The organism is Lysinibacillus sp. RC79, assembly GCF_041262405.1.
Taxonomy (GTDB): domain Bacteria; phylum Bacillota; class Bacilli; order Bacillales_A; family Planococcaceae; genus Lysinibacillus.
Map to the genome: position 1 here is coordinate 55,771 of NZ_JBGCCD010000002.1, position 26,860 is coordinate 82,630.

Sequence of the window (26,860 nt, forward strand, 5' to 3'; positions counted from 1 at the left end):
AGCCTCTAGTTTGCTAGTCAGCTACGTATTTAATTCTTAGTAATATAATAAGAATAATATATAATATAGTATATTCTGTCAACAGTTTATTTAGTGCCTAGAAAATGATTTTTATTTACTTTAACCTACTAAAGAAAAAACCAGGTGTCACTTGCTGACATCTGGTTTTTTTGAGATCTATCTTGTTTGAAATCAATTATGCCTCGGCATAATTGCGTCCGGAATCGGCTTTGTGCTTAGGCCTGCACGATGCAGGTCAGTTAGCCGTTATCGCATGGATGCGATGGTTTTAGGCTAACATCCCCTAAGAACTCCTTTACGATTCCGTGACATCCGCCGGAGGCTTTAGGCCAACACGATGTTGGTCACTCAGTCGTTGCCACAGGACGTGGCGTTCTTAGACTGAGTTCCTCTATTTCAGCAGGTGTTTGGACACCCACTGAAAAAGTAACTTAAACTCCCGCATTCATCTCATTACCTATAGAGGTGGGAGACTTCTGCTGAATTAAGTTAAAATCTACGAGGACCTCTAAATGGTGGACCTGGTCTGAAACCTGGTCTGAAACCCGGTCCGAAAAACGGTGGTCTGAAAAACGGCGGTCCGAAAAACGGTGGTCTGAAAAATGGTGGTCCGAAAAATGGTGGTCCAAAAAATGGCGGCCCGAAAAATGGCGGTCGGAAAAACGGCCCACCTACTGGCATAAAGCCTCCTGGAAAACCTCCGAAGAATGTCATAAGCTTCCTCCCTTTTTTTATTCTATCTTATGTAGGAGGATGCATTTATCACATGTCTATTGCCTATTCTATTTTTCTTCTCCCAAACGTTGCACAAAATTTGCTAGTGTACTTACCATTACTCCTGTACCACCTTTTGGACCTAGGTCATGTGCAGCAATCGCATCTGATGTTCCTGCTATATCTAGGTGAATCCATGGTGTGTCACCAACGAACTCCCCAACGAAGCCTCCACCAAAGATCATATGTCCATCACGACCAGGAGAGTTATTTAAATCAGCGACATCTGATTTACGAATTCGTTTTTTATCATTTTCTGTTAAAGGCATGCGCCACACAAATTCATCAGTCTCCTGTGCAGCTTCCATGAAAGCAGCAAAGAATTCATCATCATTTGAAAGGGCACCTGTTTTATCCATACCAAGTGCTGTAATTACTCCACCCGTTAACGTTGCAACATCGATCAGGGAAGTAGCTCCTTGTTGTTTAGCATATGTAGTAGCGTCTGCTAATACTAAACGTCCTTCCGCATCGGTATTTAAAACTTCTACTGTCTTACCACTATATGTCGTAATGACATCATCTGGCTTAAATGCTGTGCCAGATACCATATTATCGGTAGAACCAATAACTGCAACGACATTTTTATTAGGGCGTAATTCACCGATGATTTTCATGGCACCTAGCACTGCTGCCGCACCGCCCATATCACCCTTCATGCCTACCATTGCATCTTTTGGCTTTAAGGAGTAGCCACCTGTATCATACGTAACCCCTTTGCCGACAAGGCCAATTGGATCTTCAAAGTCTTCAGTCGCTTTATATTTTAATGTTATTAAACGAGGTTCTTCATGGGAGCCTTGATTGACACATAAAATACCACCCATACCAAGTTCCTCTATTTGTGCTTTATCTAAAATTTCCACTTCAAAATCGTACTCGACTGCTAGGGACTCTGCGTAATTAGCTAAGTCTGTCGCTGTCAGTAAGTTTGGTGGTAAATTAATTAAGCTACGTGCTTCATTTACTGCATTTGCATAAATAGCGCCAACTTCAAAGCTTGCTACCACTTCATCTAAATCATCAGCAGTCGTCACAAGATGAACAGCGTCAATACGTTTATCTATTTCATTTGATGTTGTTTTGTAATGAGGAATTGAATAATAACCAAGACTTGTTCCTTCACCAGCTAAAAATGCAACATCTGTTACTGTAATCGACTCTGTCGTAAACGATTCAAGCCAAATTGAATATTCTTTAACCTTTAACGCTCTTAGTTCCTTGCCAACCAATCCAAATGCTGCACGAACATCGCCTTCTGTTAAGTTTTTACGCTCATCTAAACCAATAAATAAAATGCGTTTAAGACTTGCGTGGTCCTTCAAGAATGGCAATTTCGTCATATTTTTTAGCTCAGTTGATACATCCCCTGTACCAATCCACGCATCAAGGGATTCTCCATAAAATGATGAAAAGCTTGCCCAATCCTGCACTTGCTCACGATGTTTAGAGACTCCTACTACTAACACTTCAGTAGAAATCGTTTCATATGTTTTTGCTTCTTTTACAATATGCATGTTAAATTCCTCCATTCAATATTCTATTATACCTAAGTTTCAGAAAACGCGTAATATTTGGCTTTTAGAAAATAATGAATGTTATAATAAAAGCAATTATAAGTGAAGGTTGTGATGATTATGAGTTTACTTCAAAATACCCCTTTACTCGTTGCCCTTTTTGCAGTTCTCTTTGCACAATTTGTAAAAATCCCTATTCATTTTTTAATGACAAAAAAGATTAACTGGGGATTATTTACTTCCACCGGGGGTATGCCGAGTTCACACTCCGCTTCCGTAACAGGACTAACAACCTCTATTGCCTATGAAACAGGATTAGATTCCCCAATTTTTGCCGTAGCCGCTATGTTTTCATTTATCGTTATGTATGATGCGAGTGGAGTACGCTTTCAGGCAGGTCAACATGCAGCCGTATTAAATCAACTGCGTAAGGACTTTCAAACATTGCTTCATGATTTGAAAAAATGGCCACAATTGGATGGGCAAGAAAAAATGGAAGAGCTAAAAACGTTGCTAGGCCATAAACGGAGCGAGGTATTTTTTGGGGCATTAACTGGCATTTTTATCGCCATCATCACATACCAATTTATTTTGTGAAATATAGACACATCCTCATGTTGAGGCTGTGTTTTTTTATTTATCGGAAAACTTTTGTGATTTATCGGAAAGATTTCACGGTTTATCGGAAACTTTTGTGATTTTATCGGAAGCTTTTCTAGATTTATCGGAAACATGCATAAAAAAATCAGTATTCCTCTCTTCATCGAAAGAAGAATACTGAAAGAAGATCAATTATGCCTCGGCATAATTGCGTCCGGAATCGGCTTTGTGCTTGCACAAAGAACTCCTTTACGATTCCCTGACATCCGCCGGAGGCTTTAACTTATTTCAGCTGATGTTTGGACATCTGTACCTGTCGCTACGCTTTCGGTACAAAAGACACCTGCTGAAAGAAGTTAAAACATTCGATAACCACTTTTACGCAAATAAATCATGACAATTCCCGCAACAATTGAACCGGCAAAGCCACCAGATAAGATTGAGATATCTACTAAATGCAGTGCTTGCAACTTATCTAAAAGTGCTGGGAATGCGTAACCTGGCTTGAAAATATAATCAAAAAAGCTTACATCATCGACAATAAAGATAACAACAATTGGATACACTATCGCCATTAACCATGTCATTCGCAGAAGCATATTCAATAAAAATCCAATACCAAAGAACATGATGAAAAATAACAAAATTGAAATGATTAACTGTACTAATGAAACTGGACCATCCATGTATGTATAACCTCCGTTTTCCTCTCATTAGTTTACATGATTACTACAACGCTTTCAATGAACATATCCTTGATTTCGCTTGTTCGTCATATTTAGGAAACTCAAGTAAAATCAATTATGCCTCGGCATAATTGCGTCCGGGATCAGCTTTGTACCTAGGCCTGCAGATGTTTTTTGCGCGAAAGCGTAGCGTCAGCGGCAGATGTTTTTTGTGCGAAAGAGTAGCGTCAGCAGCGGATGTTTGGACACCCACTGAAATAAGTTAAAAAACTATTGAAAACTAGTATACGACTAATTTTCAATAGTTTCTCGCTTTTCATTATGAAGCTGTTTGTGATAATAAAAACTTTGGTGACTTCCAAAGCTCTGCCCATTTTTTAAAGGCCGTTATGACGATTATTAAGCCTAAAACTAACATAATGACTGACAATACACCATTTAACACATTGTAACCAGCAGCCGCTGTATTCCAATAAACATTTTTAATCATCCAATAGCCTGCTGCATTTACTGTGACATATAAATATGCTAATGGGATAAAGCATGTTAAGGCGTAGATTCGCTTATCTGCAACTCTTAATACTATTGTTACACCACACACTAAACCGATTGTCGCCATTAACTGATTCGAAACGCCAAATAATACCCAAATCGAACTGATATCGCCTGAATACAATAAATAGCCCCACATAAAGCATGCAAGTGCACTTGCAAAGATTGTACCTGGAAGCCAATTTGTACGCTTCAACGGCTTGTATACATTGCCACCAAAATCTTGAATTAAATAGCGCGCTACACGTGTCCCAGCATCAATAGCCGTTAAAATAAAGACCGCTTCAAACATGATAACGAATTGATAGAAATAAGAAGACAGTTCAGCAAACCAAGGAATCCCCGTGAAAATATCAGTCATTCCAACTGCTAGCGTTACAGCTCCACCTGTACGCCCTTCTAAATCCATCCCAATACTTTCGGCTAATGCATGTAAATGAACCGGCTCCATTCCTAATGTAGCAAAGACTGCTGGGGCTGAATTAATCGCAAAATAATCTGCAGGATGAAGGGCCGTTGCTGCAATTAAAGCCATTACCCCTACTAAAGATTCTACGAGCATAGCACCAAAACCAACTACGCGAATATCTTCCCAACGATCAATCATTTTCGGAGTTGTCCCAGATCCTACAAAAGCATGGAAGCCAGATATAGCCCCACAGGCAATCGTGATGGACACGAATGGCCATACTGGACCAGCAATCACTGGGCCACCACCATGAATAAATTCTGTAATTGGTGGGAATTGAATGATTGGGTTAACGAAAAAGACCCCGATGATTAACGCAATAAATACGCCAATTTTCATGAAACTACTTAAATAATCACGCGGCGCTAATAAGAGCCAAACAGGTAAAGCCGCCGCAAAGAATGCATAGATAGGTAGAATAATAGCTAAAGTGTTACGGTCAAACGTTAAAAAATCACCAAATGCTGTCCCTTGAATCATCGGTCCAATAAACACACCAACCATTAACAAAATAAAGCCAACTGTCGATGTAACAAGTAAATTCCCAGTTTTACGATAGGCAATACCAACAAGCATCGCTATCGGAACAGTGATCCCTACCGCAAAAGTTCCCCATGGATTTCGTTCCAACGCACCAAGGACAACCATCGATAGCCCGGCCATTGTAATTGTAATAATGAAAAGCATTGCAAGGCCTGTACAGAATCCTGCAACAGGACCTAATTCCTTTTTCATTACCTCTGATAACGACTTCCCACCATGACGCATAGAAGCGAATAACACAACTGCATCATGTACAGCACCACCGATTACTGCACCAATTAACAGCCAAAGGAGCCCTGGCAAATACCCAAATTGTGCAGCTAAAATAGGTCCGACTAACGGTCCAGCTGCTGCAATCGCTGCAAAATGATGCCCAAATGTTACCCATTTATTCGTCGGAACATAGTCTTTACCATCCTCCATAGCGTGTGCTGGGGTGGGCGTATCATCTTTTATCTTAAGTACCTTCTTTGTGAAAAATATGCCATACAAACGATAGCTAATCATCAGTACACAAATGGAACCTATTACAATTGTAATAGCATTCATGTTATCACTCCTTTTACTTTTTCCACATCATAGCAAAAGAATAAAACAATTATTCATAAAATTCACCGAAATGTCAGAATTTTAAGTTGAAAGGGTGTTTTCTACTGTTGAAATGCAGTTATTTTGATAGCTGAAAGATCTTGCGCACATCCTTCATATAAAGCCTGCTGACAGGTATCGAATGTCTGTTATGCAAAATCAAATTGTATTTAGCGCTGCTCCAAGGCTCCAGCTCTTCGATATGTTCTAAATTGACGATAAATGCCCGATGGACACGCACAAAACCTTTTAAAGTGAGTTTTTTCTCCAAAGTAGCTAACGACTCTGAAGCAAAATATCTCCCTTTCTCAGTGACAACAATCGTCTTACTATCTTCAGATGTACAATATAAAATTTCCTGAATTTTAATAAGTAAAATTCGATCATTCACATAAACTGTCAATTTATCAAGCTTGTCCAACTGTAAATGCTTTAATTTTTCTATCGTTTTAGTCTGTGTTGCTCTTCTTTTGGCCACTAGTTTTTCAACTGCACGTTGCACACGCTCTTGCTCAAACGGTTTCAAAATATAATCAAAAGCGTTCACTTCGAATGCCTGTAGTGCATACTCATCATAAGCAGTAGCAAAAATAATTTCAGATTTAAGTATGCTTTGTTGTAGCTGTTTTGCCAATTCAAGGCCATTATTTACGCCTAGCTGAATATCTAAAAACACACAATCGATCTGCTCAAACTGTGGATCCAACAGTATTTCCTCCAGATCCTCCGATTCACCAATGATCTGAACTAGCTTTGTTTGCTCCAATAAATATCGCAATTCAGCCCTTGCTAACGGTTCATCATCTACAATATAGACATTTAACATTTCTCTACTCCCATCTTGTGGCTTTTAACGGCAGCTGGATCATAATTTTCGTGCCAACATCCAACGTACTTGAAATGTGAAAATCTGCCTCAGTTCCATAAATTTCATGAATACGCTGATAAATATTCCATAAAGCTGTCCCCGTTCCTTGCTCGGATTGCATGATCGTTTTGCCAAGCTGCTTAACCTGCTCTTTTCTCATCCCACAGCCATTATCCTCTGTTGACAGCAATAGCTTATTATTAATTCGCTGTACCTTAACGTCAATTTTGCCTTCCTTACGATTTTTAAAGGCATGATAAATGGCATTTTCAACAAGTGGCTGTAAGGTAAATGGGGGAATTTGTACGTCAAAAAGTGATTCATCCAAGTGAAATTGCACATCATAGCGATTCGGAAACCTTGTTTGTTCAATCGACAAATAAGCCTCCACATGGTCAATTTCATTTTTTAACGGAATCAGCATTTGACGAGCGCCCTGCAAATTACTCCTGAAAAATGTACTAAGCTTTATCAATAATGCTCTAGCCCCATCAGCATCCGTTCGGATCAAACTTGAAATAGTATTGAGACTATTAAAAAAGAAATGAGGATGTACCTGTGCTTGTAGCGCTTTAATTTCGGCATCCTTTAATAGCTTTCTTTGCTGCTCAATTTCAGCATATTCAAGCTGCGAAGAAAATAGTCGACTGAGGCCCTCAGCAAGTTCCTTTTTAGCCCCTGTTAACGAAGAAACATTGATAAAATATAGCTTTAAGGTACCAACCGTTTTATGCTGTACTTTTAATGGTAAGACAATCGCAGCACTTAACGGACAATCTTCATGTGGACAATTGATTTCTTTTGCGGACGTCGCTGTAATAATGCGCCCTTCTACTAATACTCGCTTCGTTAAAGCCGTCATTATTTCTTGATGGATGACATGATGATCCTCGCCTACTCCTACATGTGCTAAGATTCCATTTGTATCAGTAATCGCGACTGCATCAACCTTAATCTCTCTTTTAATAATCTCCGCAACCGTTCGGCAGGATTCTTCACTTAACCCTTTACGAAAATGGTCTATTGTTTGTTGAGCAATAGAAAAGGCTTGGTGTGTTTGTAATGCTTTTGTGCGCTCTTCCTCATCAATAAAAGTTTTAATAATAATGAAAAATATTAAAATCCCAAAGGCATTCATAAAAATCATCGGTAGCGCAATTAATGAAACTAATTGCAAAGCTTGTTCAAATGGTTTTGCCACTAGTAAAATAACAATCATTTGTAAAGTCTCTGCACAAATTCCGATGATAACAGCCTTTTTATAGGAGAAGGTTTGACGTATTTTTAATTGCTTACTTAAACCACCTGTAATGAATCCTGCTAGTATTGTTGAAACACCACAGGCAACCGCTGTAAAACCGCCAAGGGTAATACGATGAATCCCTGCAATAATCCCTACGCAAACACCTACAAGTGGCCCACCGAAAATTCCGGCAATTGCTACGCCAATTAGCCTCGTATTCGCAATGGCCTCCTCTGCATTTATAGTGCTTTGTATCATTTGATTTAAAGGATAAATGGACCCACTTTCAATTTTTATCCCTGTATAGCTGCTAACTATACTTAAAGCACTAAAAATAATAATAAGCCAAACTTTTTCCTTAACCCCTTGATCCTGAAAGAGCACTCCCCGAAAGAGGCGCCATCTTGACATTAAAAAGGCAAACACAATGATTAGCCCTACTCGCTCTAACATAAACAAAAATAGCTCCATCATCGGTCCCCTCCTCTGTCATTTTATTTTTTAAAGAACAATTTATAAGAGGAATAACCAAAGACATCTCCTGGATTAATCCCTTCAATCCCCTCTAATTGGTGCTTTTCAAATTGGTTAGATGCCATTTCCTTTAACATCACTGATGTCATTTCATCCTGTGCGAGCTCTTTAGGATACATCCACTGCGCTTCTAATAATTCATTCTCCTGAATGCAAATCTTCTGCTGCTCATCTTTCATCCGACAATAAAATATCGCCATATTATCACTAATATCACCACGAATCACACCCGTTCGAAAACCAATTAAGCCTGATACGTAGCAATCAATACCCGTTTCTTCCTTTAATTCGCGAACAACAGCTTCATCTACTGTTTCACCAGCATTGACAAAACCAGCTGGCAATGACCATCTTCCCTTTAATCCGCTATATGCCTTTTTGACAACTAGCCATTGTCCTAACTCATTTACAGTTACCCCTGCAACACCTAACCAAACTTTTCCTCTATCTTTTTTCATCATCTTCACCTCTATATCACTATTATAACGGCTTTTCCGTATACAGAAGTATTAATTCAGAATTTTATGGTTACTTCTCACTCTCAAACATAAAATATGCATGTACTCCAATTTTGTAAATATGTTATACCGGTTAAAATACATAATATTCACTCTATTTAAAGGATGGAAGTTTTATGTTAAACGAATTATCACCTAATGGGAAGCTTTTTATTTTTGCGATAGCTTTGCTTTTACTATCACCCATCATTGTTTTCATGTTGCCATTTACGATTTCCCAAACATTTTATTTTAGTAGAGATAATATCGTGCTGATCACTCCAATAAGCAACTTCACTATGCTTTTCCTAGCAATTACACTAATTATTTTAACGTTGATCATACTTGGTTTCAAAAGAAATAAATACACCTATTTGATTACGATTATAACAATCGTGAGCGGTCTGGTTTTAGGCTATTTTTCTCTTTTAAGTTATATCGCTATACAGAATACACAAATTGTTTTCAAAGAATATCTCCATAAAACTACATATGAATGGCAGGATATTAAGGAAGCCATTTATGAGTATGAAACAGGTACAGTAGGCACTTATTATTTCCAAACGAAAAATAACGAAAAGTTTGTCATTGAAGAAAACGGACAATTTGGTTTTGGTCCAGAGGAGAAAAGTGCTATTTAATGAAAATAGCGCTATATTTATAGAACGTGAGAAGGTAAAGTAACGATTATCAATTATGCCCCGGCATAATTGCGTCCGGAATCGGCTTTGTGCTAGCACAAAGAACTCCCTTCCGATTCCGTGACATCCGCCGGAGGCTTTAACTTCTTTCAGCAGGTGTCTTTTGCTGAAAGAAGTTAAAAAAAAAAGCCACTTTCGAGTAGAACGAAAGTGGCTTAAGACAGTACCCTACCTTTTCATGTTATAAGCTGTGTTCCAAACATTTTCCTTACCTAAACAACGACTACTTACGCTTCCAGCTGCTCCATATCCCAATTAAGCTTTAATATATTTTTTAATCGGTTGACCTGATCTTCTCCAATTGTATTGACCAGTTGTTTTTCTATTTCTGCTTTACAATATTGATTTTTTTCAAAGCAATCTTCACCAAATTCAGTCATACGAATAGCTTTATGTTTTTTACTATGTTCGACACTCGTAACTGTCACCAACCCTTTAACTTCCAAACTCTTTATTATTTTATGGGTTGCTTGTCTTGAAAATTTAACATTTTTAGCTACATCTGAAATCGTAAGTTGTTTTTTATAAATTATACCCAAAATATACCATTCCGAATTTGATATATAAATATCGTTATGCTTATTCCACTTCTCTTCAGCAAGTCTTCGAAGTAGTTCGTGACGCTCGCTCAACAAATCAATGACATCTCGATTCTGCAATTCGTCCTTCAACTAGTTCACCTTCATTTCCTATTTTTCGTTATTAATATACAAAAAACAGCAGCAATCGTCAACTAAGTTGACAAAAACCTTTTAATTGCTTACAATTAATTTAGTCAACTAAGTTGACAATATAGTTTGTTGGAGGGAATATACATGTACAATGTTGGCGATGTAGTCATTTATTCATCACATGGACTTTGTTCTATTGAAGATATTTGTGAACAAACCTTTAACGACATTACAAAAACATATTACGTTTTACAACCACTAAATGAACCACAATTAGTCATTCGTACCCCTATTGACAATTCAAAAAAACAGCTTAGAAACATCATTAAAAAAGAAGAAGCACTCAATATTTTACACTCATTCACATCACCTGGCGTGGAATGGATTGAACAAAGCACTCATCGATTGAGATTTCATCTAGAAATAATTAAATCCGGTAATCGCCAAAAACAAGCAAATCTTTTAAACACATTGTTACGAAAAAAGCTCGAATATAGTGCGATTGAAAAAAAATTCCCTAACCAAGAAGAGAAATTACTGCAATCTTTACAAGATACTATCTTTTCAGAGTTTTCCATAGCTCTTAATAAATCTTCCGATGAAATTTATGATTATGTATTAACACAACTTCACTAATTGTGAATTGGTTGTACATTAATAAGTCACGATTAAAGAAATCGTGGCTTATCTCATATTAAAAAGAAATATAAAAAGGTTCTGCTCCATAGTTTAAGCAATGTAATAATTCATGTTTTAAATCTTCATTATCTATTAATAACCATGCCTCTTTAACATCAAAAAAGCCGACCTCTAAACTTTCACAGCTCGTTTGTAATTCCCCGCCAATAGGAATTCCTAACCACCACATATTACAAACACTATTTTTTATTTCTTGTGAAACACCGTAAAAATTTTAGATTTTCGATTTCACTTCCAGTTTCCTCTTTTACTTCCCTGATAACTGTGTCTTTAATTGTTTCATGATTAATGACTGCCTGTTACGGTTATTAGACACGCTCGTATCGCTTCGAGGTACGGTCAATTTATCTTGTTACACATTTTCCATTTTCCTCCCAACTCAAACTCTACTATGTTATGATTTCTTTATGGATAGCATTTTAAGTTAAGGCTGTTTTCGTAAAGATTGTTGCTCTTCAACTCCCATGAAAGAACTTAATCATCTTTCATTTTCTGTGGTGAAGAGCTGATTTTTGCGCTTCATGGATGGCTAACGACGCAGTTTAGTTGAAGAGTGTGTTCAACAATCGGGCCATTTTGCGGAACAAGGATTAGAAATCACAGGGGAAAAAGAGTTAGCATTGTTGAATATTTTGTGTACCCTATTTTGAGAATTATGGAAATGATATTTGGAATGTTTTAGGCCATGTGTGAAAGTGGCTTGTCTTAGGAGAGGAGATAAAAAAATGATTGAATTACGAAAAATAACCGGGGATAACATAGATGAAGTAATAGCACTTGAAGTTGGAGAAAACCAGAAAGACTTTATACAAACTACTAACCTCAGAAGCTTTGCAGACGCTCATATGTTGAACGCAGACGGGATACCAGCGACTCCCATTGCCATTTATGCCGATGGAGTTGCGGTTGGATTTTTGATGTATATTTATGATACGTTGGATCATGAATCATTTGAGAATGAAGTTTTTTACGGGAAGAAGAGCTATTTTATATGGCATATTATGATTGAAAAGAGTTATCAGGGGAAAGGATATGGCAAACTTGCCTTTGAAAAAATGTTGATGGATATTGAAAATATGCCATATGGGGAAGCAGATTATGTAACCCTCTTTTATCGAACAAGTAATGTCATAGCTAAAACATTATACGCTTCATTTGGTTTCGTAGATACAGGAATCATTCAGGATAATTCGATGTTGGCGATTAAAAATCTAGATGGGAAAATAACAGAATCCTTAGTAGAATAGGATCTCTCGGAAAGAAATGTAAGCTATCAACGTCCCGTCCCATAATAAACACAAATATCCAGAAGAAAAAAACGATTTTGTTAACTCTGTCTTAGCAAAAATATAATATTTATACCACAATCGGGCGCGATTGTTTAATAAGCGTCGCTGTTCTTCCTAAGCTAACGGGGTGCTTTAGTTAAAGAAGATAGCCAAACGAGAAGCAACAATCTTTGAGAAAACAGCCTAAGTTAATTAAGAAATGGCAGGTGGATTTAAGTTATGAATAGTTTAAATACAGGAGATATTATATTTAGCTTTATCTCGATTTTTGGATTGTTATTTTACATAGTTCCAATTATTTTTATAATTTGGTTTGCTATTACTACAACTAAGCAATTAAAAATGCAAACAAAATTATTAGAAGAAATCAAAGAAAATTTAAATCAATAACAAGGGCTATTATCCCCTAATTCAACAACGAGAGAATTGCCCTCACACATCAATCTAGGGACTTGTGCGTAAAATTACACGCAAGCCCTTTTTGCGCTCTCACAACGGCTCCCTGCTTTCTCAGCATAAAAGCCTATAGCCTGTCTTTCTTAATCTTTGGCTATTCCTCCCCCATTGCCATTTTACCAATTGCCGTACGTTTCTTCTTTTTCAAAACCATACAAAAAAGCCTCCTCAATTCGTTATGTTTACACAACATACAAATCAAAAAGGCTTGGTATCTATAACCCTAAACTGATGTATTTGGGGTTGTGTTCACTCATTTCAAGGATTGTGTACACACCATTTTCTACTGTTATTTACAATCCCTTATCAACTTTCTTGATGAAAGTCATTAGTCACAAATCTCAGGTGTACCTTCACGTTTGGCTGTTTTGAAAGACGTGCCACAGCCGCATGATGCGATCGCATTTGGATTGTCGATCGTGAAGCCACCACCCATTAGTGATTGCTTATAGTCAATTTTTGTCCCCATTATAATCGGCGCATCTTCACGGGAAACAAGAATTGTTAAACCATGCTGTACATCTTCAAAATCATCTTCTTTTTTCTCTTTATCAAAATGCATACCATATGATAGGCCACTGCATCCGCCACCATTAACAACTACACGTAAGAATGAACCTTGCTCTTCATTGTGCTCCATCATTCCATTAATATGAAAGATAGCCGCTTCAGTAACTTCAATTATTTGCTTACTTGTCATCCCAATCACCTTCCTTCTTACTTATTATCATATCAATTTTGACTATTGTATGACAAACATTCAGCTTCAAAAGTGTTTTTAGTGAAAATTCTAATATTTTTCACATTTTTAGTATTTTTTATCCATGTTTATAAAATTCACATTGGTATAATAGTTATAATATGTTGATGAAAGAGGTATAAAATATGGAGATTTCACCTTATTACGAAAAAAAAATTCAATGTCTTAATTGCAAAAAAGAATTTCCAACATTAAAAGTACGCTCTAAATTCATAAAAGTAGATCATACAGAAACAGACTTTCATCCTATCTATGCAGACGGTGTAAATGCCCTTTATTATAATGTATTTGTTTGTGAGCATTGTGGATTTTCATTTACAGAAGACTTTTCAAAGTATTTTGCCCCTGGCACGCAAGATGAAATTCGCACGCAAATTACAGAAAAATGGGTACACCATGATTTTAAGGGAGAACGTACTGTATTCCAAGCGATACAAGCTTATAAATTAGCGTTCCTTTGCGGTACGATTAAAAAAGAAAAATTTGTCGCTATAGCTGGGCTTACATTACGTCTTGCATGGCTATATCGTTCATTAAATAACGATGGCCAAGAGCAACGTTTTATGACAATGGCCCGAGATTACTATATGGATTCTTATTCAAATGAGGATTACGGCTCAACGCAAATGTCAGATATTCGAATTATGTATATGATTGCTGAACTATCACGACGTATCGGTGATTTAGAAAATGCTACACGCTTCTTTTCAAAGGTCATTGAAAAGCAAAGTATTGGTGGAGAAGCGAAGATCATTGATATGGCTAAGGAACAATGGGCTATTATTCGAGAAGAAAAAGAACACGCTCGCCATGTTTAAGAAAAAAAGTTCTAGCCTAAATTAATCAGCTAGAACTTTTTTAGTCGTTTTAGAATACTTGCTCTACTTCAATAACACCTGGTACTTCTTCTAATAATGCGCGTTCGATACCAGCTTTAAGTGTAATTGTTGAACTTGGGCAACTACCACATGCACCTAATAAACGTAATTTTACAATGCCGTCTTCTACATCTACTAATTCACAGTCTCCACCGTCACGTAGTAAGAATGGGCGTAATTTATCTAATACCTCTTGAACTTGATCGTTAATTGTTACTTCTGCCATTTGTCTCGACTCCTTTCCTTATAATGATTATAATGTTAGCAACAGAAAAAATCCAATATAGAATCACGAGGAGTGGAAATGGAATGGGACAAACGAAACCAAAGATTGAAATTTACGGAACAGCGGTAATCTGCGCGAGTTGTGTCAATGCACCATCTTCAAAGGATACATATGAGTGGCTACAAGCAGCCATCGATCGAAAATATCCAAACCAAGGGTATGATATTCGCTATATCGATATTGAAGGACCAATTGAGAATGAGCGCGATCAAGATTATGCTACACGCATTCAAGAAGATGAATTTTTTTATCCACTTGTTCTATTAAATGATGAAGTAGTGGGCGAAGGCTATGTGCAATTAAAGCCTGTATTTACTGCACTTGAAAATTTAGGTTTCATACCTGACGAAACTGTTTAACTTATTTCAGCGGCTGTCCAAACATCCGCTGAAATAGAGGAACTCAGTCTAAGAACGCCACGTCCTGTGGCATTACCGAAATGACCGACATCGTGTCGGCCCTCGTGCAGGCCTAAGCACAAAGCCGATTCCGGACGCAATTATGCCGAGGCATAATTGCTAGAAAAACTTAGGGATTGCTTCAAAATTAAATTTGAAGCAATCCCTTTTCAACTAACACATCTAATTAATCATTTTGACGTTTGTAGTACCATAATAATCCTGATTTCATCAAGCGTGCGATACGTCCTGTTACTGTTGTATCTGCTAAATATACAAAGCCTTGTTTTTTACCAAGAGCTCCCATGAAACCTTTTAATTTGATATCAGGCATTTTCTCAGGTAAGTTTTCGCCTTTCCAACGCATGCGAAGTACTTTTACGATTTGTTCTGCTTGTTCCTCTGCTAACTGAGCAGTTGGAGGTAATTCTGAAGCAGCACAGTCGCCTACAACATATACATTCTCGTCATCAAGAAGATTAAAATATTGTGTTACAAGTGGACGACCTTGTTTATCTTTCTCCACTTCCAAATCGCGGACAATTTTGACAGGCTGCACACCAGCAGTCCAAACTACAGAATCGAGTGCAATTTCTTCTTCGTGATTGCAAATTTTACCTTGTTCAATTTTTGTAATATTTGAATTGGCAATGACTTCAACATTATGTTTTACAAACCAGTCTTTTACATATTTACTTAGCTTTTCTGGGAAGTCCTTCAGAATACGAGGACCACGGTCGAATAGCTTTATTTTTAAATCTGATCGGCTTTCACGTAACTCACTTGCAAGCTCAATACCACTTAAGCCAGCTCCTACAATTCCGACTGTAGAGCCTGCTGGTAAACCACAAAGTGCTTGGAATGTTGAACGTGATTTCGCCATTGTCTGAATGCTATATGTGTACTCCTCTGCACCTGGTACACCATGATATTTATCCTCACAGCCAAGACCAATTGCTAAATCATCATATTCAATACGTTGTCCATCTTCTAAAATGACTACCTTATCGGTACGATCAATTTCAACAACTTCTCCATATACAGCCGATAAACGTTCATGCTCTGGAAAGCTTACACGAATTTCTTTATCTGTTGCAGTCCCTGCTGCTAATGCGTAAAATTCTGTTTTTAAACTATGGAAAGGGGCTCTGTCTACTAACACGATTTCTGTGTCTAATGGAACGTTTGGTAATAATCGAAGCATGAGACGCATATTGCCGTAGCCGCCACCTAAAAGTACTAATTTTCCCATAATAGTCTCCTTTTATATCTCTTATATTAATTGTTCACAAAGTATCCACAAACGAGTATAACCGATTGTGAGAAGTTTCACAATATCAGAATGCAATTTTGTGAAAGATTTCACAAAATGAATGATAACTTGCTTTTTTCGAACGATTTTTGAATCACTTGGACTTCGATAAATTGTCGTTATTGTTCGAATTTTCCTTAAATATCGTTTTCTTCTCTTCACTTTTGTAAAGTTAATGCGCCCTACTTTACTACTTAGTATCTGCTTTTATCTCATGATCAACTCAAATCATTGACGAATGTTTTAAAAGCGAGTAGCATTACTTTGGTGAGGTGACATGTATGAATCCAATGGTTGAATTTTGTATAAGTAATTTGGCGAATGGCTCTCAAAAAACTTATGAAATACTAGAGCGCGATCCGAACATCGACGTTTTGGAATATGGCTGTCTCAGTTACTGTACAAAATGTTCTGAATCGTTTTATGCAGTCGTCAATGGTGAATTAGTTGAGGCTGATTCTCCTGAAGAGTTGACGAAAGCCATTTATCAATTTATCGAAGAAAATCCGTTATGGTAATAAAGGCGTAATAGCTCGTTCATATAATGATAAAACGCTTACTATACTAAATTTGAACATATAAAAAGGATGTTATGCCAAAAAAATCGACATAAGCATCCTTTTTTTATTTGTGAATTATTCAATTATGCCTCGGCATAATTGCGTCCGGAGGCTTTAACTACTTTTAGCTTTTGCTGAAAGTAGTTAAATTAAGGCTTCCACCATATAGGTAGGTTGCTGCGCCTTATCAAGTACAACCTTTGTTGGTGTAACACCTGTATTTACATGGATTGTGTCACAGCCAAAACGAATCCCACACATAATGTCTGTGTCATAATTATCGCCAATCATCACCATTTCATCTTTCGTAAAGCCATGCTCTGTCGCAATGACTTCAAGCATTGCAGGTGATGGTTTACCAATATAGATTGGCTCAACGTCTGCAACCTCACCTACTAATCGGGCAAACGACCCATTACCTGGTAGAAATCCATGTTCTGTCGGGAATTTAATATCTTGATTCGTTGCTATAAACGTCGCACCATTTTGCACAGCAACTGTCGCCTTCGCAAGTGCCATATAATCTAGATTTCGATCGATCCCCATAACAAATACCTCTGGCTCATCCTCGGTAGGTTCAATGCCTTCATTAAATAACGCTTTACGAATACCATCAGAACCTAACATGGCTACTTTTTTGCCAGGGAAATTCAGGGCTACATATTTCGCTGTAACTAATGCACTAGAGTAAATATGCTCTAATGGTGCATTCACACCTATAGCGCTTAAAGCTTCCTGCAGCTGCTCTCTTGTCTTAGAAGAATTATTTGTTACGTAAAATGGCTCGATTCCTGCTTGTTGTAACCGATGAATAAAAGTAACCGCAGAAGGAATGCCTTCCTTTCCACGGTACACTGTACCATCTAGATCAAAGCAATATGCCTTGTAGGTTTTCATTGATGATCCTCTGGCAAAAATGCTGAAACAGGGCCAAGTTCATTTGTTAAATAACTATTCACAGCTGGTGAAAATTGCTTTAACGCTGGTAAAGTCGTTGTTAACACATTTACAACTTCCTGAACATCTACATCTGTAAATTCACGAACAAGCATTTTACGTAAGCCAACTACTTCTTTTAACGGTGCTTCCATTTCAGTAGATACGACTTTTTCATCGATTAAAATATCAATTATATCCTCATAGCTTCCTGGATCACGCATAATGAAGCCGTCAATCATTAAATTTCCTACATCCATCATTGACTCCATCACATTGTGACCAATTCGCTCGATTGCTAATTTCTTAATATCATTTTCTAGCCAGCTATCTTCTGACTCTAAAATAGCTAATAGTCCATCTAAGTACTGTAAATTTTTTGTGATTTTATTACGATCTACAAAATACACAAGGAAAGCCCCCATTCAAATCTTTAAAAGTTGATAGTCATTTCTCTTCTATAGTACCATATCTATAGGACTGGAAGGAGATTAAAAGATGGAACGTTTTTTTTTATATGATGATGTAGAAGATACGAAAACACGCTTTGTTAGTTTTGCTGGGGACAAGTTACGTTATGATTTGGCCATTTTGCAATCGGGTCGTTTCTTTGGAAAAGTGCTTGTCATGGATATCCAATTTGGACGCTTTGCTATAATTGGTCCAGATGATGTAGAAGAGCCTGGCTATCTTGAACACGTATACAATCGCACAGAGGAAGATACTGTCGAACTACGTGAATATTTACGTGAAATATTAAATTAACACCCTTCAAATTGGGTGTTACAGACTACCATGATCACAAATAAGAATGTAATACAAAAAAATTCCGCTTTTCTGCAGACATAGGAATATACTTTGCGTACTGTTCAACAGAAGGATGGCGGAATTTTTTTGTAAGTATCTTAAGTATCAAGTATGCCTCGACGGATCGTGCCCCTACTTTTCATTATTTAATTTAGCAGGATTATCCTTATTGTGAGGCTTGTCTTTGTTTTCATTGTCGTTTTGTTTTTTGGCTTGTTGATTTTGCCCAATTACTGCTAAGTCATCAACACTAATATCAAAGCCAAATCCATATTCTTCTCGATCTAACGATTTTTTATTTTCTTTAGTCAAATTAATCACCTCCAATAAATAAATTATCCTTTTTCACATAATTTATACGCTTTGTCACCTACCTCAACAATACTAGCGTTATGCTGTTGCATCCTTAATAATCCAGTCAGCAGCACTAATTAAATCTGGAAAAACCGCATCTGCCAGTGGATCTTTCTCACCTAAAAATACTCCCTTAGTTCCTGCTCGTTTGCCTGCTATGATATCTGTATCCGTATCTCCCACCATGTAGGATTTTGCCAAGTCTATATTATATTTTTCACCCAGATCAACAATTAACTTACTATTAGGTTTACGGCAGGCACAGCCCGACTTTGGTTTATGGGGACAATATACGACTTCATGAATAGTGGCCCCTTCCTTCTTCAATTCTTTTACCATATGCTCATGTATTTTTTGTAGCTGCGTTTCTTTCATATACCCCAATCCAACGCCGCCTTGATTGGTTACTACAAATATATAGTCGAAGTATTTATTCAATTTTTTTATAGCTTTCGGAACATGCGGCAGGAAATAGAGCTCCTTTGGTTTATTTACAAATTTAACGCGATCCGTTAATACTTCATTGATGACCCCATCACGATCCAAAAATACAGCTTTTTTCATCTAAACAACACACACCTTTAATATAAAATAAGTAGGTTAGTATAATAGCCAAATATACAGGTTCATCTCCATAGTGTGAGGTTGATTTCCGTTCCGGCTGGGCGCTTTCCTGGGGGCGTCCGATGAGCCGCTTCACTCGCGATGCTCGCTCCAGGGTCTCATCTGTGACGCTGATCCCCAAGGAGTCGCCCAGCCTCCACTCCAATCAACTTATATCAATGGAATATGTTTTATCAGTGTCATCCCAACTTTGGTGAAAAGCCAAAAATAAAACAATTTTTTGCATTCACTTTTATTATTACCAAATTTTAAAAACCTATCACTACAAAGTAAAAACCTGATGCAAATTTCGCATCAGGTTTTAAAAGTTTATTCTGCTATTTGTTCATCCTCAACAAGCTTTGTCACTTCATGATCTTCATTTACTTCAGCTTCTAGCTGTTGAGTAGATTTACCGGATTTGCGCAAGACGAAATATGCACAGCCAAAATTACAATACTCGTATAAGTAATCTTGTAGTGTACTAATCTTCGTATCGAAAGAGGCTTTCTGATTTTTATCGTCAAAAAAGCCTTTTAAGCGTAATTGATTATAGCCCCAGTCTCCCACAATATAATCATATCTGGCTAAAATATCTGAGTATCGTTCCTTGAATACTTCCTCTTGAAAAGCTTCTTTGTAATCTTCAATAAGCTCGTATTCATATCCTTCAATATTGATCAAAGTGACACCAACTTCCATTTCAACATTTGCTTTTACAGTTCTGCTTGTAATTGACGTGCTTTTGTTGCTTCATTAACTTGTTCATCAGCATGATAGCTACTACGTACAAGTGGTCCTGCTTCACAATGATTAAATCCTTTTTCCATTGCGATTTTACGCAGTTTACCAAACTCTATTGGAGAATAATACTTTTTGACAGTTAAATGCTTTTTCGTTGGCTGTAAGTATTGACCAATTGTCATAATATCTACGTCATTTGCTCGTAAATCATCCATAACTTCTAAAATTTCTTCATGTGTTTCTCCTAAGCCTATCATTAAAGATGACTTTGTAGGGATGTCTGGCTGCATTTCTTTTGCCAAACGAAGAAACTCTAATGAACGCTCATATTTTGCGCGTGCACGTACTCTCGGCGTTAAGCGACGTACCGTTTCAATATTATGATTTAAAATATCTGGCTTCGCATCCATTAAAATTTGAAGGTTCTCTTTCAGACCACCTAAATCGGACGGTAAAACTTCAATCGATGTAAACGGACTTTTACGACGAATCGCACGCACTGTTTCAGCTAATACTTGCGCACCGCCATCCTTTAAGTCATCACGCGCTACCATTGTAATAACAACGTGCTTTAAGTTCATAATTGCTACAGAATCTGCTACGCGTTCTGGCTCAGCTAAGTCTAATTCATTTGGTAAGCCTGTTTTAACAGCACAGAAACGGCAAGCACGAGTACACACAGATCCAAGAATCATCATTGTTGCTGTACGTCGTTCACCCCAGCATTCATGAATATTAGGACAGCGTGCTTCCTCACATACCGTATGCAGATTTTTTTCACGCATGAGCTTCTTTAGCCCTTTATATTCATCATTTGTGTTTAATTTAATTTTTAGCCAATCTGGTTTTCTTAAATATTCTTCTTTTTCCTTACTCGTAGGTTTACAAGATGTCATACGGATATCGCCCCTATCAAATATATGCAGTTTTTCTATTACTATCTTCACTGTTGTCAATGTAACATAATAAATGAACTCCAACAACTATCATAATCAATTTTGCCTCGGCAAAATTGCGTCCGGAATCGGCTTTGTGCTTTGGCCTGCACGAGGGCCGACACGATGTCGGTCATTTCGGTAATGCCACAGGACGTGGCGTTTTTACCGATGCAGGTCAGTTAGCCGTTATCGCATGGAAGCGATGATCTTAGGCTAACATCCCCTAAGAACTCCTTTTCGATTCCGTGACATCCGCCGGAGGCTTTAGGCCAACAGATGTTTATTGCCACAGGACGTGACGTTCTTAGACTGAGTTCCTCTATTTCAGCGGGTGTTTGGAAACCCGTACCTGTCGCTACGCTTTCGGTACAAAAGATATTCGCTGAAAGAAGGCAAACATTTCTACTTTTTAGGAGAGACAGGTATTTGAATTGAAGGTACCTCTGAACTACCATTTGAATAAACATCTGGAACTGCCCCCCTTACTAAGCCCATTGCCACCGGAATATCCTGAGTAACTGTTGTTGTTTTACTAGCAAATGGGACAATAATTTGAACATTTACCTCTATATGAATCCCTACCGACATATATGCGCTATTAATACCAAATTCTTCTATTGAAGAAGTAACTTCACTATGCACATTGCCAATGACATGAAAGCGTATTGGAATTTTAGGTCCTAAATTCCCAATTAAAGGGATATTAGCCGCCTGACTCAATGGCATATAAAAAACTACCCCATTACCTTCATTAATCTTGTTATAATCATATTCAACATTATCAACATTTGGCAAATGCGACAACTCCCCTTGCTCTGCCTGCTCTAAATACAATTTTACTTGATTGACTGTTTCAGTTCGAACTCGATTAATCGTTTCTGTATTAATTTTCAAATCAGCATGGTTGCCAGGAGATACTTCTACAAGAACATCATTAACATCCATAACACTTGATGTACGAGAATCAATCGCTTTACTCACAACGGAGGATGCAATCTTACCCGTTTGTATTTCAGCATAATCTAAGTAGGTCGGCATAAGCTTCGCATTTAAATAATAAATAAATAAAAAAACACCGCCAATAATGCATACAACTACTAGGGTTAAACGATTCAACCGTTTTCCCTGTTTTCTATAGTTACCATTATTACTATATGATCGTAATTTCATCCTTTTTCGAGGGAAAAACAAAAAATCTCCTCCTGTTCCATAACGTATGAACAGGAGGAGATTTTTATTCGATTTTCGATGGTACAACATAATCCGCTTCAACGCTTTCAATTGTTGCGGTTGGGTAGTCCACTAAATTAATTTCATATGTAGCTGCTAATAATTGATTTTGCTCCTCAAAAATACGAATCCACGGTAATGCTGCATTCAATGTATTTTGTCTTGATACAATACCTCGGCGTCCATCCGATAATTTTAAAATAACACCGTTAGGATAATGTACAACAGACCTTTTCAATGCTTTCACAATACGTGCATCATATATAGTTCCAGAGCCTGCTTCTACGATTGCTAGGCCCTGAGAAGGTAGCATTTTTTCACGATAGACACGACTTGTAGTCACTGCATCAAAGACATCTGCTACACCGATAATTTTTGCAAACGGATGGATTTCAAAATCAACTAAGCCCCGTGGATAGCCACTCCCATCAATCCGTTCATGATGTTGGAAGGCACAATGTGCAACAATCAATGATATGGAATGTAAATTGCGTAACAAATCAAAACCATAACGAGTATGCTGCTTCATCGTTTCAAATTCCTCACACGTTAGGCGCCCAGGTTTTGTCAGGATCTCTTTTGGTACCATAAGCTTCCCTATGTCATGTAACAAAGCGCCAATCCCAATTAAACGTAAATCCTCAGCTGAGTATCCAAGCTCTTTAGCAATCGCTATCGAATAAAGAGTAACTTGAAAGGAGTGTTGATATAAATATTCATCAAATAAATACGCATCTGTTAGTATTGTTAGAATTTCATCATTGCCACTAACTGCCGACAGTAACTCATCTACAATTGAGACAATTGCTTTTGATTGTTGGTCAAGCACATAAGAGGCATTTACTGGATTTAAACCATTGATTGATTGGAAAGAATCTTTAATGGTTGAAATTGCTTTATTTCGAATAACAGCTGGCACTGTTTCCTGTACCTCAATACCCTTAGAAATTTCATCGTCAATATATAAATAATGCGTATTTAATTGTTGAAGTCTTTGTATGATACGTTCATTAATGACAACATCTTTCTTTAAAAGAGGGTGTCCCGCCTCATTCCAAATAGTTCTTGCTAATACCATTCCTTCTTTTAATACATCGATTGAAATTAATCGCATGACCTTTTCCCCAATCCGTTCTAAAAGCATTTTATCTACTATTGCTGAAAGAATTTTTGCCCATAATCTATCATAATGTTTCGTAAAAATTCTGGTAGAATATATTTTTTCTTAGCATATTTAAAGCTTGGATAAAAATAACCAAACGTAAACAAATCAAGTGTTACTAATCTATAAATACGATCGTTATCTGCAAGCTTCCCATTAATAAGTAATTGGCGATCTTCATTCATTGAAAAGCCATAAGTTAACATCTTCCCAAAGATAACGCCTCTAAACCCTAATCCCTTTAGCTCAATATAGGGCCATTCTTCATTTTTAGATTGCTGAAAAATTTCTTTCATTTCAGCAACTGATAATTCAATCGTACATAAATTTATAGGATGTGGGAAAATTCTATGCAAATCTAGTGCCGTCACTGTTCCCTTAGGTAAACCATCTAAAAAAATTCCCGCGTTAAATAACGCACAATCCGCTCCACTTTTCTCTAAAATGGCCCGCGCAAACAAATCGGATAATTGTGAATAATGGAACCATTCCTTATTGTACGATTTTTTCGTAGTGAATACTGGAGTATCAAGTAATTGTTTGCCTTCTTTTTCTAAAGACTGAACGATTTCATTTTCATTTTTAACCGTAGGCAAATCTTTATTATGAATTAAAGTATCCTTTTTTTCAACAATTTTCCTAGATCTTTTATCATATTCTAACAAAAGATGGCCAGTATATTGTCCAAATTTCCCTCCACCTGTTAATAAAACGCCATTAATTAGCTTTCCATTTGGAAGAACATGGTGTGTATGTGAACCGAATATAACATCTATTTCTGGACATTCCTCAGCTAAAAGCTCATCCTCTGTTATTCCTAAATGAGACAAACAAACAATAATATCTACTTCTTTACGAAGCTGATATGCTAAGCGAATAAGTGTGCTTCGTGCCACGTCTATCTCCCAATTTAATTCCTTGTAATAAATTTCAAACATAGCAGTTGCTGCAATAACCGCAACCTTTGTACCATAAGCAGTCGTTAACACAACATATGGCTTCATCCACGCTGGATTTGTTCCATGTGAAGCATTTACATTGGCAACTACTACGTCAAAAGCTGCTTCATCATATAGATGGTACAGCTCCTCATGGGACAATGTTATCCCTTCATTATTACCAAGTGTCACTACGTCGTAGCCAGCTTCATTCAATAACCTCACATTGCCCTTACCTACTGTTGCTTCTGTATAAATATTTGAACGATCTAAATGATCGCCGACATCAAATAAATAGCTTGTTTCTCCTATGGTTGTTAGCTTAGAACGCATTTCTTTCACATAACTTTGCATTCGTGGCCAATACTTAAAATGACTGTGCAAATCATTCGTGTGAAAAATATGAATTTTTTCCAGCAATTAAGCCACCTCTTCTTTAAAATAGCTTCTATGTCTGTAGAAGACTTGCTATCAAAGTCCCTTTACTTTTCGAACCTATAGACATCTAAAATCAATATTACAATAAAGCTTCGATAATGGAACGAATTCCTAATAATAATAAAATAACTCGAAGTGCTACTACAAGAGTATCTGATTTAATTCTTTTATTTAATGCTGCCCCCAACTTTGCTCCAATATAAGCTCCTGGAATAACCGGAATCGTAAAGAGCCATGGTACATGTCCTAAATAAATATGGCTCGCTGAATTGACTATCGACGATAAAAAAACCATGAACATCGATGTTGCCACTGCAACGTGTGGTGGGAATAAAAATAAAATAATCATGGCAGGCACGATCATCGAGCCTCCACCGATACCAAATAATCCAGAGGCAAAGCCAATGGCAAATGTTAATGCGATGGCAAACCAAATTGGATACCCATAGACAAAGGTATTTCCTTCTTTATCTTCGAATTTCAATCGCATACCATTTTTTACAAACCATTCTACAGGTTTCAATCGATCACGTACAAGTAATATCGTCGCCAAAATGATTAGTAAAATACCAAAATACAAATTAAATGATGGTAAATCTAGCCCCTTATTTACCCATGCGCCCAACATTGTTCCAGGAATACTTCCTATAAAAAATATCCAACCGCTTTTATAATCAACTGTTTTAGATTTCATATAGCTTAACGTAGAGGCAAGTCCAGTAAAAATCATCATGACAACAGATAAACCAACTACTTTTTGAGGTGTGATATCTGGAATCATCCCTAGATTTAACCCAACGTATAATGTTGCTGGGACTAAGATAATTCCTCCACCAAGCCCAACTAATGAGCCAATTAATCCAGATAATAATGCAATAATGACTAAAACAAAAAATTCCATTATAGTTCCCCTTCAAACATGTTTAATTGTTTAGGTGCTAACCCTACATCTTTAATCGCTAAAATTCCTTGTAACTCCTTTGCATTTTTCGCAGCATGAAGTCCTGAATTATTATTAAATAATACATACAGGTCCTGTACTTCTGATTGGAGATGTTTCAAATGCTGTCCAAGCTGCTGCAATTCTTCACTATTATAATCATATAAAAAGCGAACCTTCCGCCAGTTTTCGGCATTACCAGTATTGCGCCATCCATGAATGTTACGTCCATGAATACGTACGAGTGCCTTATCCGCAGTAACAGTAGGATAAAATGGTATAGAACCTACGCCAGCCTGTGGTTCATCACAAATTGTATGAATGAATTGATGTTCTCGTAAAAAATCCATTGTTTGCTGCACTACATTGTCCGCATACCAAGTCTGATTGCGAAACTCAATCGCTACGTCAAAGCCCTTGAGCTGTTGTCTAATATACAAAAGATATTGTACATTTTTTGCCTGACAATCAAACCATGGCGGGAATTGTGCTAGTACCATTGCTAGCTTCCCATGACGTTTAAATTCACTGGCACATTCGATAAAGGCATTAAACATGTCATTCTTCGAGTCAAACGGTATGTCACCACGTAAATGACCAGTCATTCCCTGATAGGTCTTCACAACAAAACGAAAATTTCCGGGTGTATCCTCACACCATTTCCGTACATTTTCTTTAGAAGGTATGGCATAAAAAGAAGTATCTACTTCAACCGTTAAAAAATGACCTGTATAATCGAATAATTTGTCCTTTGAGGCAGTCACTTCACTATAAAGCGAAGGATGATCACCCCAACCAGTTAATCCAACTATAATCATGTGACTCCCTCCTCTATGTACATTTATCATAGCACACACCTTCTAATGAA

33 protein-coding genes are annotated in these 26,860 nt (G+C 37.3%); 9 read left to right on the forward strand and 24 right to left on the reverse strand.

Annotated features, from left to right (window positions below; translation table 11 throughout):
* Positions 1-510: 510 nt before the first annotated feature.
* Positions 511-735, reverse strand: a complete 225-nt coding sequence (locus ABH968_RS02520) for a hypothetical protein (protein WP_370042267.1) — start codon at positions 733-735, stop codon at positions 511-513.
* A gap of 68 nt (positions 736-803) precedes the next feature.
* Positions 804-2,312, reverse strand: a complete 1,509-nt coding sequence (locus tag ABH968_RS02525; RefSeq protein ID WP_370042269.1) for a leucyl aminopeptidase — start codon at positions 2,310-2,312, stop codon at positions 804-806.
* 114 nt (positions 2,313-2,426) lie between these two features.
* Between ABH968_RS02525 and ABH968_RS02530 the strand changes: the two genes are divergently transcribed.
* Complete coding sequence (locus tag ABH968_RS02530; RefSeq protein ID WP_370042271.1) at positions 2,427-2,909, forward strand: divergent PAP2 family protein; 483 nt, start codon at positions 2,427-2,429, stop codon at positions 2,907-2,909.
* Positions 2,910-3,268: 359 nt separating this feature from the next.
* Here the strand turns inward: ABH968_RS02530 and ABH968_RS02535 are convergent, their stop codons facing one another.
* From ABH968_RS02535 to ABH968_RS02555, 5 genes are all read right to left on the reverse strand, one after another.
* Positions 3,269-3,598, reverse strand: coding sequence for a YuiB family protein (locus tag ABH968_RS02535; protein WP_370042273.1), 330 nt, complete (start codon positions 3,596-3,598; stop codon positions 3,269-3,271).
* A 319-nt stretch (positions 3,599-3,917) separates the two neighbouring features.
* On the reverse strand, positions 3,918-5,711 hold the full coding sequence (cstA, locus tag ABH968_RS02540; RefSeq protein ID WP_370042275.1) for a carbon starvation protein CstA: 1,794 nt from the start codon (positions 5,709-5,711) through the stop codon (positions 3,918-3,920).
* A gap of 118 nt (positions 5,712-5,829) precedes the next feature.
* Positions 5,830-6,576, reverse strand: a complete 747-nt coding sequence (locus ABH968_RS02545; protein ID WP_370042277.1) for a LytR/AlgR family response regulator transcription factor — start codon at positions 6,574-6,576, stop codon at positions 5,830-5,832.
* A 4-nt stretch (positions 6,577-6,580) separates the two neighbouring features.
* Positions 6,581-8,332 carry a LytS/YhcK type 5TM receptor domain-containing protein gene (locus tag ABH968_RS02550; protein WP_370042664.1) on the reverse strand — a complete coding sequence of 584 codons (1,752 nt, stop codon included), beginning with the start codon at positions 8,330-8,332 and terminating at the stop codon, positions 6,581-6,583.
* 23 nt (positions 8,333-8,355) lie between these two features.
* Positions 8,356-8,853: an NUDIX hydrolase gene (locus ABH968_RS02555; RefSeq protein WP_370042279.1), complete on the reverse strand. Its 498-nt coding sequence runs from the start codon at positions 8,851-8,853 to the stop codon at positions 8,356-8,358.
* Positions 8,854-9,029: 176 nt separating this feature from the next.
* Here ABH968_RS02555 and ABH968_RS02560 point away from each other — a divergent pair, with 176 nt between their 5' ends.
* The gene (locus tag ABH968_RS02560) at positions 9,030-9,533 is read left to right on the forward strand and encodes a hypothetical protein (protein WP_370042280.1); all 504 of its coding nucleotides are present in this window, start codon (positions 9,030-9,032) and stop codon (positions 9,531-9,533) included.
* 287 nt (positions 9,534-9,820) lie between these two features.
* On the opposite strand, the gene ABH968_RS02565 is transcribed toward ABH968_RS02560, so the two are convergent.
* Positions 9,821-10,264 (reverse strand): MarR family winged helix-turn-helix transcriptional regulator, encoded by a 444-nt coding sequence (locus ABH968_RS02565; RefSeq protein WP_370042282.1) that lies wholly within the window; start codon positions 10,262-10,264, stop codon positions 9,821-9,823.
* Between the two features lie 144 nt (positions 10,265-10,408).
* Here ABH968_RS02565 and ABH968_RS02570 point away from each other — a divergent pair, with 144 nt between their 5' ends.
* Complete coding sequence (locus ABH968_RS02570; protein ID WP_053484201.1) at positions 10,409-10,900, forward strand: CarD family transcriptional regulator; 492 nt, start codon at positions 10,409-10,411, stop codon at positions 10,898-10,900.
* Between the two features lie 58 nt (positions 10,901-10,958).
* Here the strand turns inward: ABH968_RS02570 and ABH968_RS02575 are convergent, their stop codons facing one another.
* Positions 10,959-11,132 (reverse strand): hypothetical protein, encoded by a 174-nt coding sequence (locus ABH968_RS02575; RefSeq protein ID WP_370042284.1) that lies wholly within the window; start codon positions 11,130-11,132, stop codon positions 10,959-10,961.
* Between the two features lie 10 nt (positions 11,133-11,142).
* Complete coding sequence (locus tag ABH968_RS02580; protein WP_370042666.1) at positions 11,143-11,253, reverse strand: NUDIX domain-containing protein; 111 nt, start codon at positions 11,251-11,253, stop codon at positions 11,143-11,145.
* Positions 11,254-11,688: 435 nt separating this feature from the next.
* On the opposite strand from ABH968_RS02580, the gene ABH968_RS02585 reads away from it, so the two are divergent.
* Both ABH968_RS02585 and ABH968_RS02590 read left to right on the forward strand, forming a co-directional pair.
* A complete protein-coding gene (locus tag ABH968_RS02585) occupies positions 11,689-12,210 on the forward strand; it encodes a GNAT family N-acetyltransferase (RefSeq protein ID WP_370042286.1) in 522 nt (173 codons plus the stop codon).
* Positions 12,211-12,471: 261 nt separating this feature from the next.
* Positions 12,472-12,642: a hypothetical protein gene (locus tag ABH968_RS02590; RefSeq protein WP_370042288.1), complete on the forward strand. Its 171-nt coding sequence runs from the start codon at positions 12,472-12,474 to the stop codon at positions 12,640-12,642.
* 394 nt (positions 12,643-13,036) lie between these two features.
* Here the strand turns inward: ABH968_RS02590 and ABH968_RS02595 are convergent, their stop codons facing one another.
* Positions 13,037-13,408 carry a HesB/IscA family protein gene (locus tag ABH968_RS02595; RefSeq protein WP_370042289.1) on the reverse strand — a complete coding sequence of 124 codons (372 nt, stop codon included), beginning with the start codon at positions 13,406-13,408 and terminating at the stop codon, positions 13,037-13,039.
* A gap of 185 nt (positions 13,409-13,593) precedes the next feature.
* Between ABH968_RS02595 and ABH968_RS02600 the strand changes: the two genes are divergently transcribed.
* On the forward strand, positions 13,594-14,286 hold the full coding sequence (locus ABH968_RS02600) for a DUF2225 domain-containing protein (RefSeq protein ID WP_370042291.1): 693 nt from the start codon (positions 13,594-13,596) through the stop codon (positions 14,284-14,286).
* Positions 14,287-14,335: 49 nt separating this feature from the next.
* Here the strand turns inward: ABH968_RS02600 and ABH968_RS02605 are convergent, their stop codons facing one another.
* Positions 14,336-14,572: a NifU family protein gene (locus ABH968_RS02605; protein ID WP_370042293.1), complete on the reverse strand. Its 237-nt coding sequence runs from the start codon at positions 14,570-14,572 to the stop codon at positions 14,336-14,338.
* Between the two features lie 83 nt (positions 14,573-14,655).
* Here ABH968_RS02605 and ABH968_RS02610 point away from each other — a divergent pair, with 83 nt between their 5' ends.
* On the forward strand, positions 14,656-14,991 hold the full coding sequence (locus tag ABH968_RS02610) for a YuzD family protein (protein WP_370042295.1): 336 nt from the start codon (positions 14,656-14,658) through the stop codon (positions 14,989-14,991).
* Between the two features lie 226 nt (positions 14,992-15,217).
* On the opposite strand, the gene ABH968_RS02615 is transcribed toward ABH968_RS02610, so the two are convergent.
* Positions 15,218-16,282: an NAD(P)/FAD-dependent oxidoreductase gene (locus ABH968_RS02615; RefSeq protein ID WP_370042297.1), complete on the reverse strand. Its 1,065-nt coding sequence runs from the start codon at positions 16,280-16,282 to the stop codon at positions 15,218-15,220.
* Between the two features lie 341 nt (positions 16,283-16,623).
* Here ABH968_RS02615 and ABH968_RS02620 point away from each other — a divergent pair, with 341 nt between their 5' ends.
* Entirely contained in the window at positions 16,624-16,860 is a 237-nt protein-coding gene (locus ABH968_RS02620; RefSeq protein ID WP_053484208.1) for a YuzB family protein, read from the forward strand.
* 186 nt (positions 16,861-17,046) lie between these two features.
* On the opposite strand, the gene ABH968_RS02625 is transcribed toward ABH968_RS02620, so the two are convergent.
* Together ABH968_RS02625 and ABH968_RS02630 are read right to left on the reverse strand one after the other, a co-directional pair.
* Positions 17,047-17,799 (reverse strand): TIGR01457 family HAD-type hydrolase, encoded by a 753-nt coding sequence (locus ABH968_RS02625; protein WP_370042299.1) that lies wholly within the window; start codon positions 17,797-17,799, stop codon positions 17,047-17,049.
* Positions 17,796-18,248, reverse strand: a complete 453-nt coding sequence (locus ABH968_RS02630; RefSeq protein ID WP_370042300.1) for a DUF86 domain-containing protein — start codon at positions 18,246-18,248, stop codon at positions 17,796-17,798. Before ABH968_RS02630 ends, ABH968_RS02625 begins: the two co-directional genes overlap by 4 nt.
* A gap of 88 nt (positions 18,249-18,336) precedes the next feature.
* Between ABH968_RS02630 and ABH968_RS02635 the strand changes: the two genes are divergently transcribed.
* Complete coding sequence (locus tag ABH968_RS02635) at positions 18,337-18,603, forward strand: DUF3055 domain-containing protein (RefSeq protein ID WP_370042302.1); 267 nt, start codon at positions 18,337-18,339, stop codon at positions 18,601-18,603.
* 174 nt (positions 18,604-18,777) lie between these two features.
* Here ABH968_RS02635 and ABH968_RS02640 read toward each other — a convergent pair whose 3' ends face one another.
* The 9 genes from ABH968_RS02640 to ABH968_RS02680 all read right to left on the reverse strand — a co-directional run bounded on the left by ABH968_RS02640 (position 18,778) and on the right by ABH968_RS02680 (position 26,810).
* Positions 18,778-18,972, reverse strand: a complete 195-nt coding sequence (locus ABH968_RS02640; protein ID WP_370042304.1) for a hypothetical protein — start codon at positions 18,970-18,972, stop codon at positions 18,778-18,780.
* Positions 18,973-19,035: 63 nt separating this feature from the next.
* A complete protein-coding gene (locus ABH968_RS02645) occupies positions 19,036-19,563 on the reverse strand; it encodes a D-glycero-alpha-D-manno-heptose-1,7-bisphosphate 7-phosphatase (protein WP_370042305.1) in 528 nt (175 codons plus the stop codon).
* Between the two features lie 369 nt (positions 19,564-19,932).
* Entirely contained in the window at positions 19,933-20,286 is a 354-nt protein-coding gene (locus ABH968_RS02650) for a YutD family protein (RefSeq protein ID WP_370042307.1), read from the reverse strand.
* 32 nt (positions 20,287-20,318) lie between these two features.
* Complete coding sequence (lipA, locus tag ABH968_RS02655; protein WP_370042308.1) at positions 20,319-21,242, reverse strand: lipoyl synthase; 924 nt, start codon at positions 21,240-21,242, stop codon at positions 20,319-20,321.
* Positions 21,243-21,686: 444 nt separating this feature from the next.
* Entirely contained in the window at positions 21,687-22,475 is a 789-nt protein-coding gene (gene yunB, locus ABH968_RS02660; RefSeq protein ID WP_370042310.1) for a sporulation protein YunB, read from the reverse strand.
* A gap of 43 nt (positions 22,476-22,518) precedes the next feature.
* Positions 22,519-23,628 carry an HD-GYP domain-containing protein gene (locus tag ABH968_RS02665; protein WP_370042312.1) on the reverse strand — a complete coding sequence of 370 codons (1,110 nt, stop codon included), beginning with the start codon at positions 23,626-23,628 and terminating at the stop codon, positions 22,519-22,521.
* Between the two features lie 38 nt (positions 23,629-23,666).
* Positions 23,667-25,034 carry a bifunctional metallophosphatase/5'-nucleotidase gene (locus ABH968_RS02670; RefSeq protein ID WP_370042314.1) on the reverse strand — a complete coding sequence of 456 codons (1,368 nt, stop codon included), beginning with the start codon at positions 25,032-25,034 and terminating at the stop codon, positions 23,667-23,669.
* Between the two features lie 97 nt (positions 25,035-25,131).
* Complete coding sequence (locus ABH968_RS02675) at positions 25,132-25,953, reverse strand: sulfite exporter TauE/SafE family protein (RefSeq protein ID WP_370042315.1); 822 nt, start codon at positions 25,951-25,953, stop codon at positions 25,132-25,134.
* Positions 25,953-26,810, reverse strand: a complete 858-nt coding sequence (locus ABH968_RS02680) for a DUF72 domain-containing protein (RefSeq protein WP_370042316.1) — start codon at positions 26,808-26,810, stop codon at positions 25,953-25,955. The genes ABH968_RS02675 and ABH968_RS02680 overlap by 1 nt, the downstream gene beginning before the upstream one ends.
* Positions 26,811-26,860 lie beyond the last annotated feature (50 nt).

Bases quoted from the DNA above. Each gene is read 5' to 3' on its own strand.
- ABH968_RS02545 (WP_370042277.1), bottom strand. From the start codon at position 6,576: ATGTTAAATGTCTATATTGTAGATGATGAACCGTTAGCAAGGGCTGAA.
- cstA (WP_370042275.1), bottom strand. From the start codon at position 5,711: ATGAATGCTATTACAATTGTAATAGGTTCCATTTGTGTACTGATGATT.
- ABH968_RS02550 (WP_370042664.1), bottom strand. From the start codon at position 8,332: ATGGAGCTATTTTTGTTTATGTTAGAGCGAGTAGGGCTAATCATTGTG.
- ABH968_RS02645 (WP_370042305.1), bottom strand. From the start codon at position 19,563: ATGAAAAAAGCTGTATTTTTGGATCGTGATGGGGTCATCAATGAAGTA.
- ABH968_RS02555 (WP_370042279.1), bottom strand. From the start codon at position 8,853: ATGAAAAAAGATAGAGGAAAAGTTTGGTTAGGTGTTGCAGGGGTAACT.
- ABH968_RS02535 (WP_370042273.1), bottom strand. From the start codon at position 3,598: ATGGATGGTCCAGTTTCATTAGTACAGTTAATCATTTCAATTTTGTTA.
- ABH968_RS02620 (WP_053484208.1), top strand. From the start codon at position 16,624: ATGAATCCAATGGTTGAATTTTGTATAAGTAATTTGGCGAATGGCTCT.
- ABH968_RS02675 (WP_370042315.1), bottom strand. From the start codon at position 25,953: ATGGAATTTTTTGTTTTAGTCATTATTGCATTATTATCTGGATTAATT.
- ABH968_RS02605 (WP_370042293.1), bottom strand. From the start codon at position 14,572: ATGGCAGAAGTAACAATTAACGATCAAGTTCAAGAGGTATTAGATAAA.
- ABH968_RS02525 (WP_370042269.1), bottom strand. From the start codon at position 2,312: ATGCATATTGTAAAAGAAGCAAAAACATATGAAACGATTTCTACTGAA.
- ABH968_RS02680 (WP_370042316.1), bottom strand. From the start codon at position 26,810: ATGATTATAGTTGGATTAACTGGTTGGGGTGATCATCCTTCGCTTTAT.
- ABH968_RS02560 (WP_370042280.1), top strand. From the start codon at position 9,030: ATGTTAAACGAATTATCACCTAATGGGAAGCTTTTTATTTTTGCGATA.
- ABH968_RS02520 (WP_370042267.1), bottom strand. From the start codon at position 735: ATGACATTCTTCGGAGGTTTTCCAGGAGGCTTTATGCCAGTAGGTGGG.
- ABH968_RS02625 (WP_370042299.1), bottom strand. From the start codon at position 17,799: ATGAAAACCTACAAGGCATATTGCTTTGATCTAGATGGTACAGTGTAC.
- ABH968_RS02615 (WP_370042297.1), bottom strand. From the start codon at position 16,282: ATGGGAAAATTAGTACTTTTAGGTGGCGGCTACGGCAATATGCGTCTC.
- ABH968_RS02635 (WP_370042302.1), top strand. From the start codon at position 18,337: ATGGAACGTTTTTTTTTATATGATGATGTAGAAGATACGAAAACACGC.
- ABH968_RS02590 (WP_370042288.1), top strand. From the start codon at position 12,472: ATGAATAGTTTAAATACAGGAGATATTATATTTAGCTTTATCTCGATT.
- ABH968_RS02570 (WP_053484201.1), top strand. From the start codon at position 10,409: ATGTACAATGTTGGCGATGTAGTCATTTATTCATCACATGGACTTTGT.
- ABH968_RS02585 (WP_370042286.1), top strand. From the start codon at position 11,689: ATGATTGAATTACGAAAAATAACCGGGGATAACATAGATGAAGTAATA.
- ABH968_RS02610 (WP_370042295.1), top strand. From the start codon at position 14,656: ATGGGACAAACGAAACCAAAGATTGAAATTTACGGAACAGCGGTAATC.
- ABH968_RS02575 (WP_370042284.1), bottom strand. From the start codon at position 11,132: ATGTGGTGGTTAGGAATTCCTATTGGCGGGGAATTACAAACGAGCTGT.
- lipA (WP_370042308.1), bottom strand. From the start codon at position 21,242: ATGACATCTTGTAAACCTACGAGTAAGGAAAAAGAAGAATATTTAAGA.
- ABH968_RS02595 (WP_370042289.1), bottom strand. From the start codon at position 13,408: ATGACAAGTAAGCAAATAATTGAAGTTACTGAAGCGGCTATCTTTCAT.
- ABH968_RS02600 (WP_370042291.1), top strand. From the start codon at position 13,594: ATGGAGATTTCACCTTATTACGAAAAAAAAATTCAATGTCTTAATTGC.
- ABH968_RS02665 (WP_370042312.1), bottom strand. From the start codon at position 23,628: ATGCGATTAATTTCAATCGATGTATTAAAAGAAGGAATGGTATTAGCA.
- ABH968_RS02530 (WP_370042271.1), top strand. From the start codon at position 2,427: ATGATTATGAGTTTACTTCAAAATACCCCTTTACTCGTTGCCCTTTTT.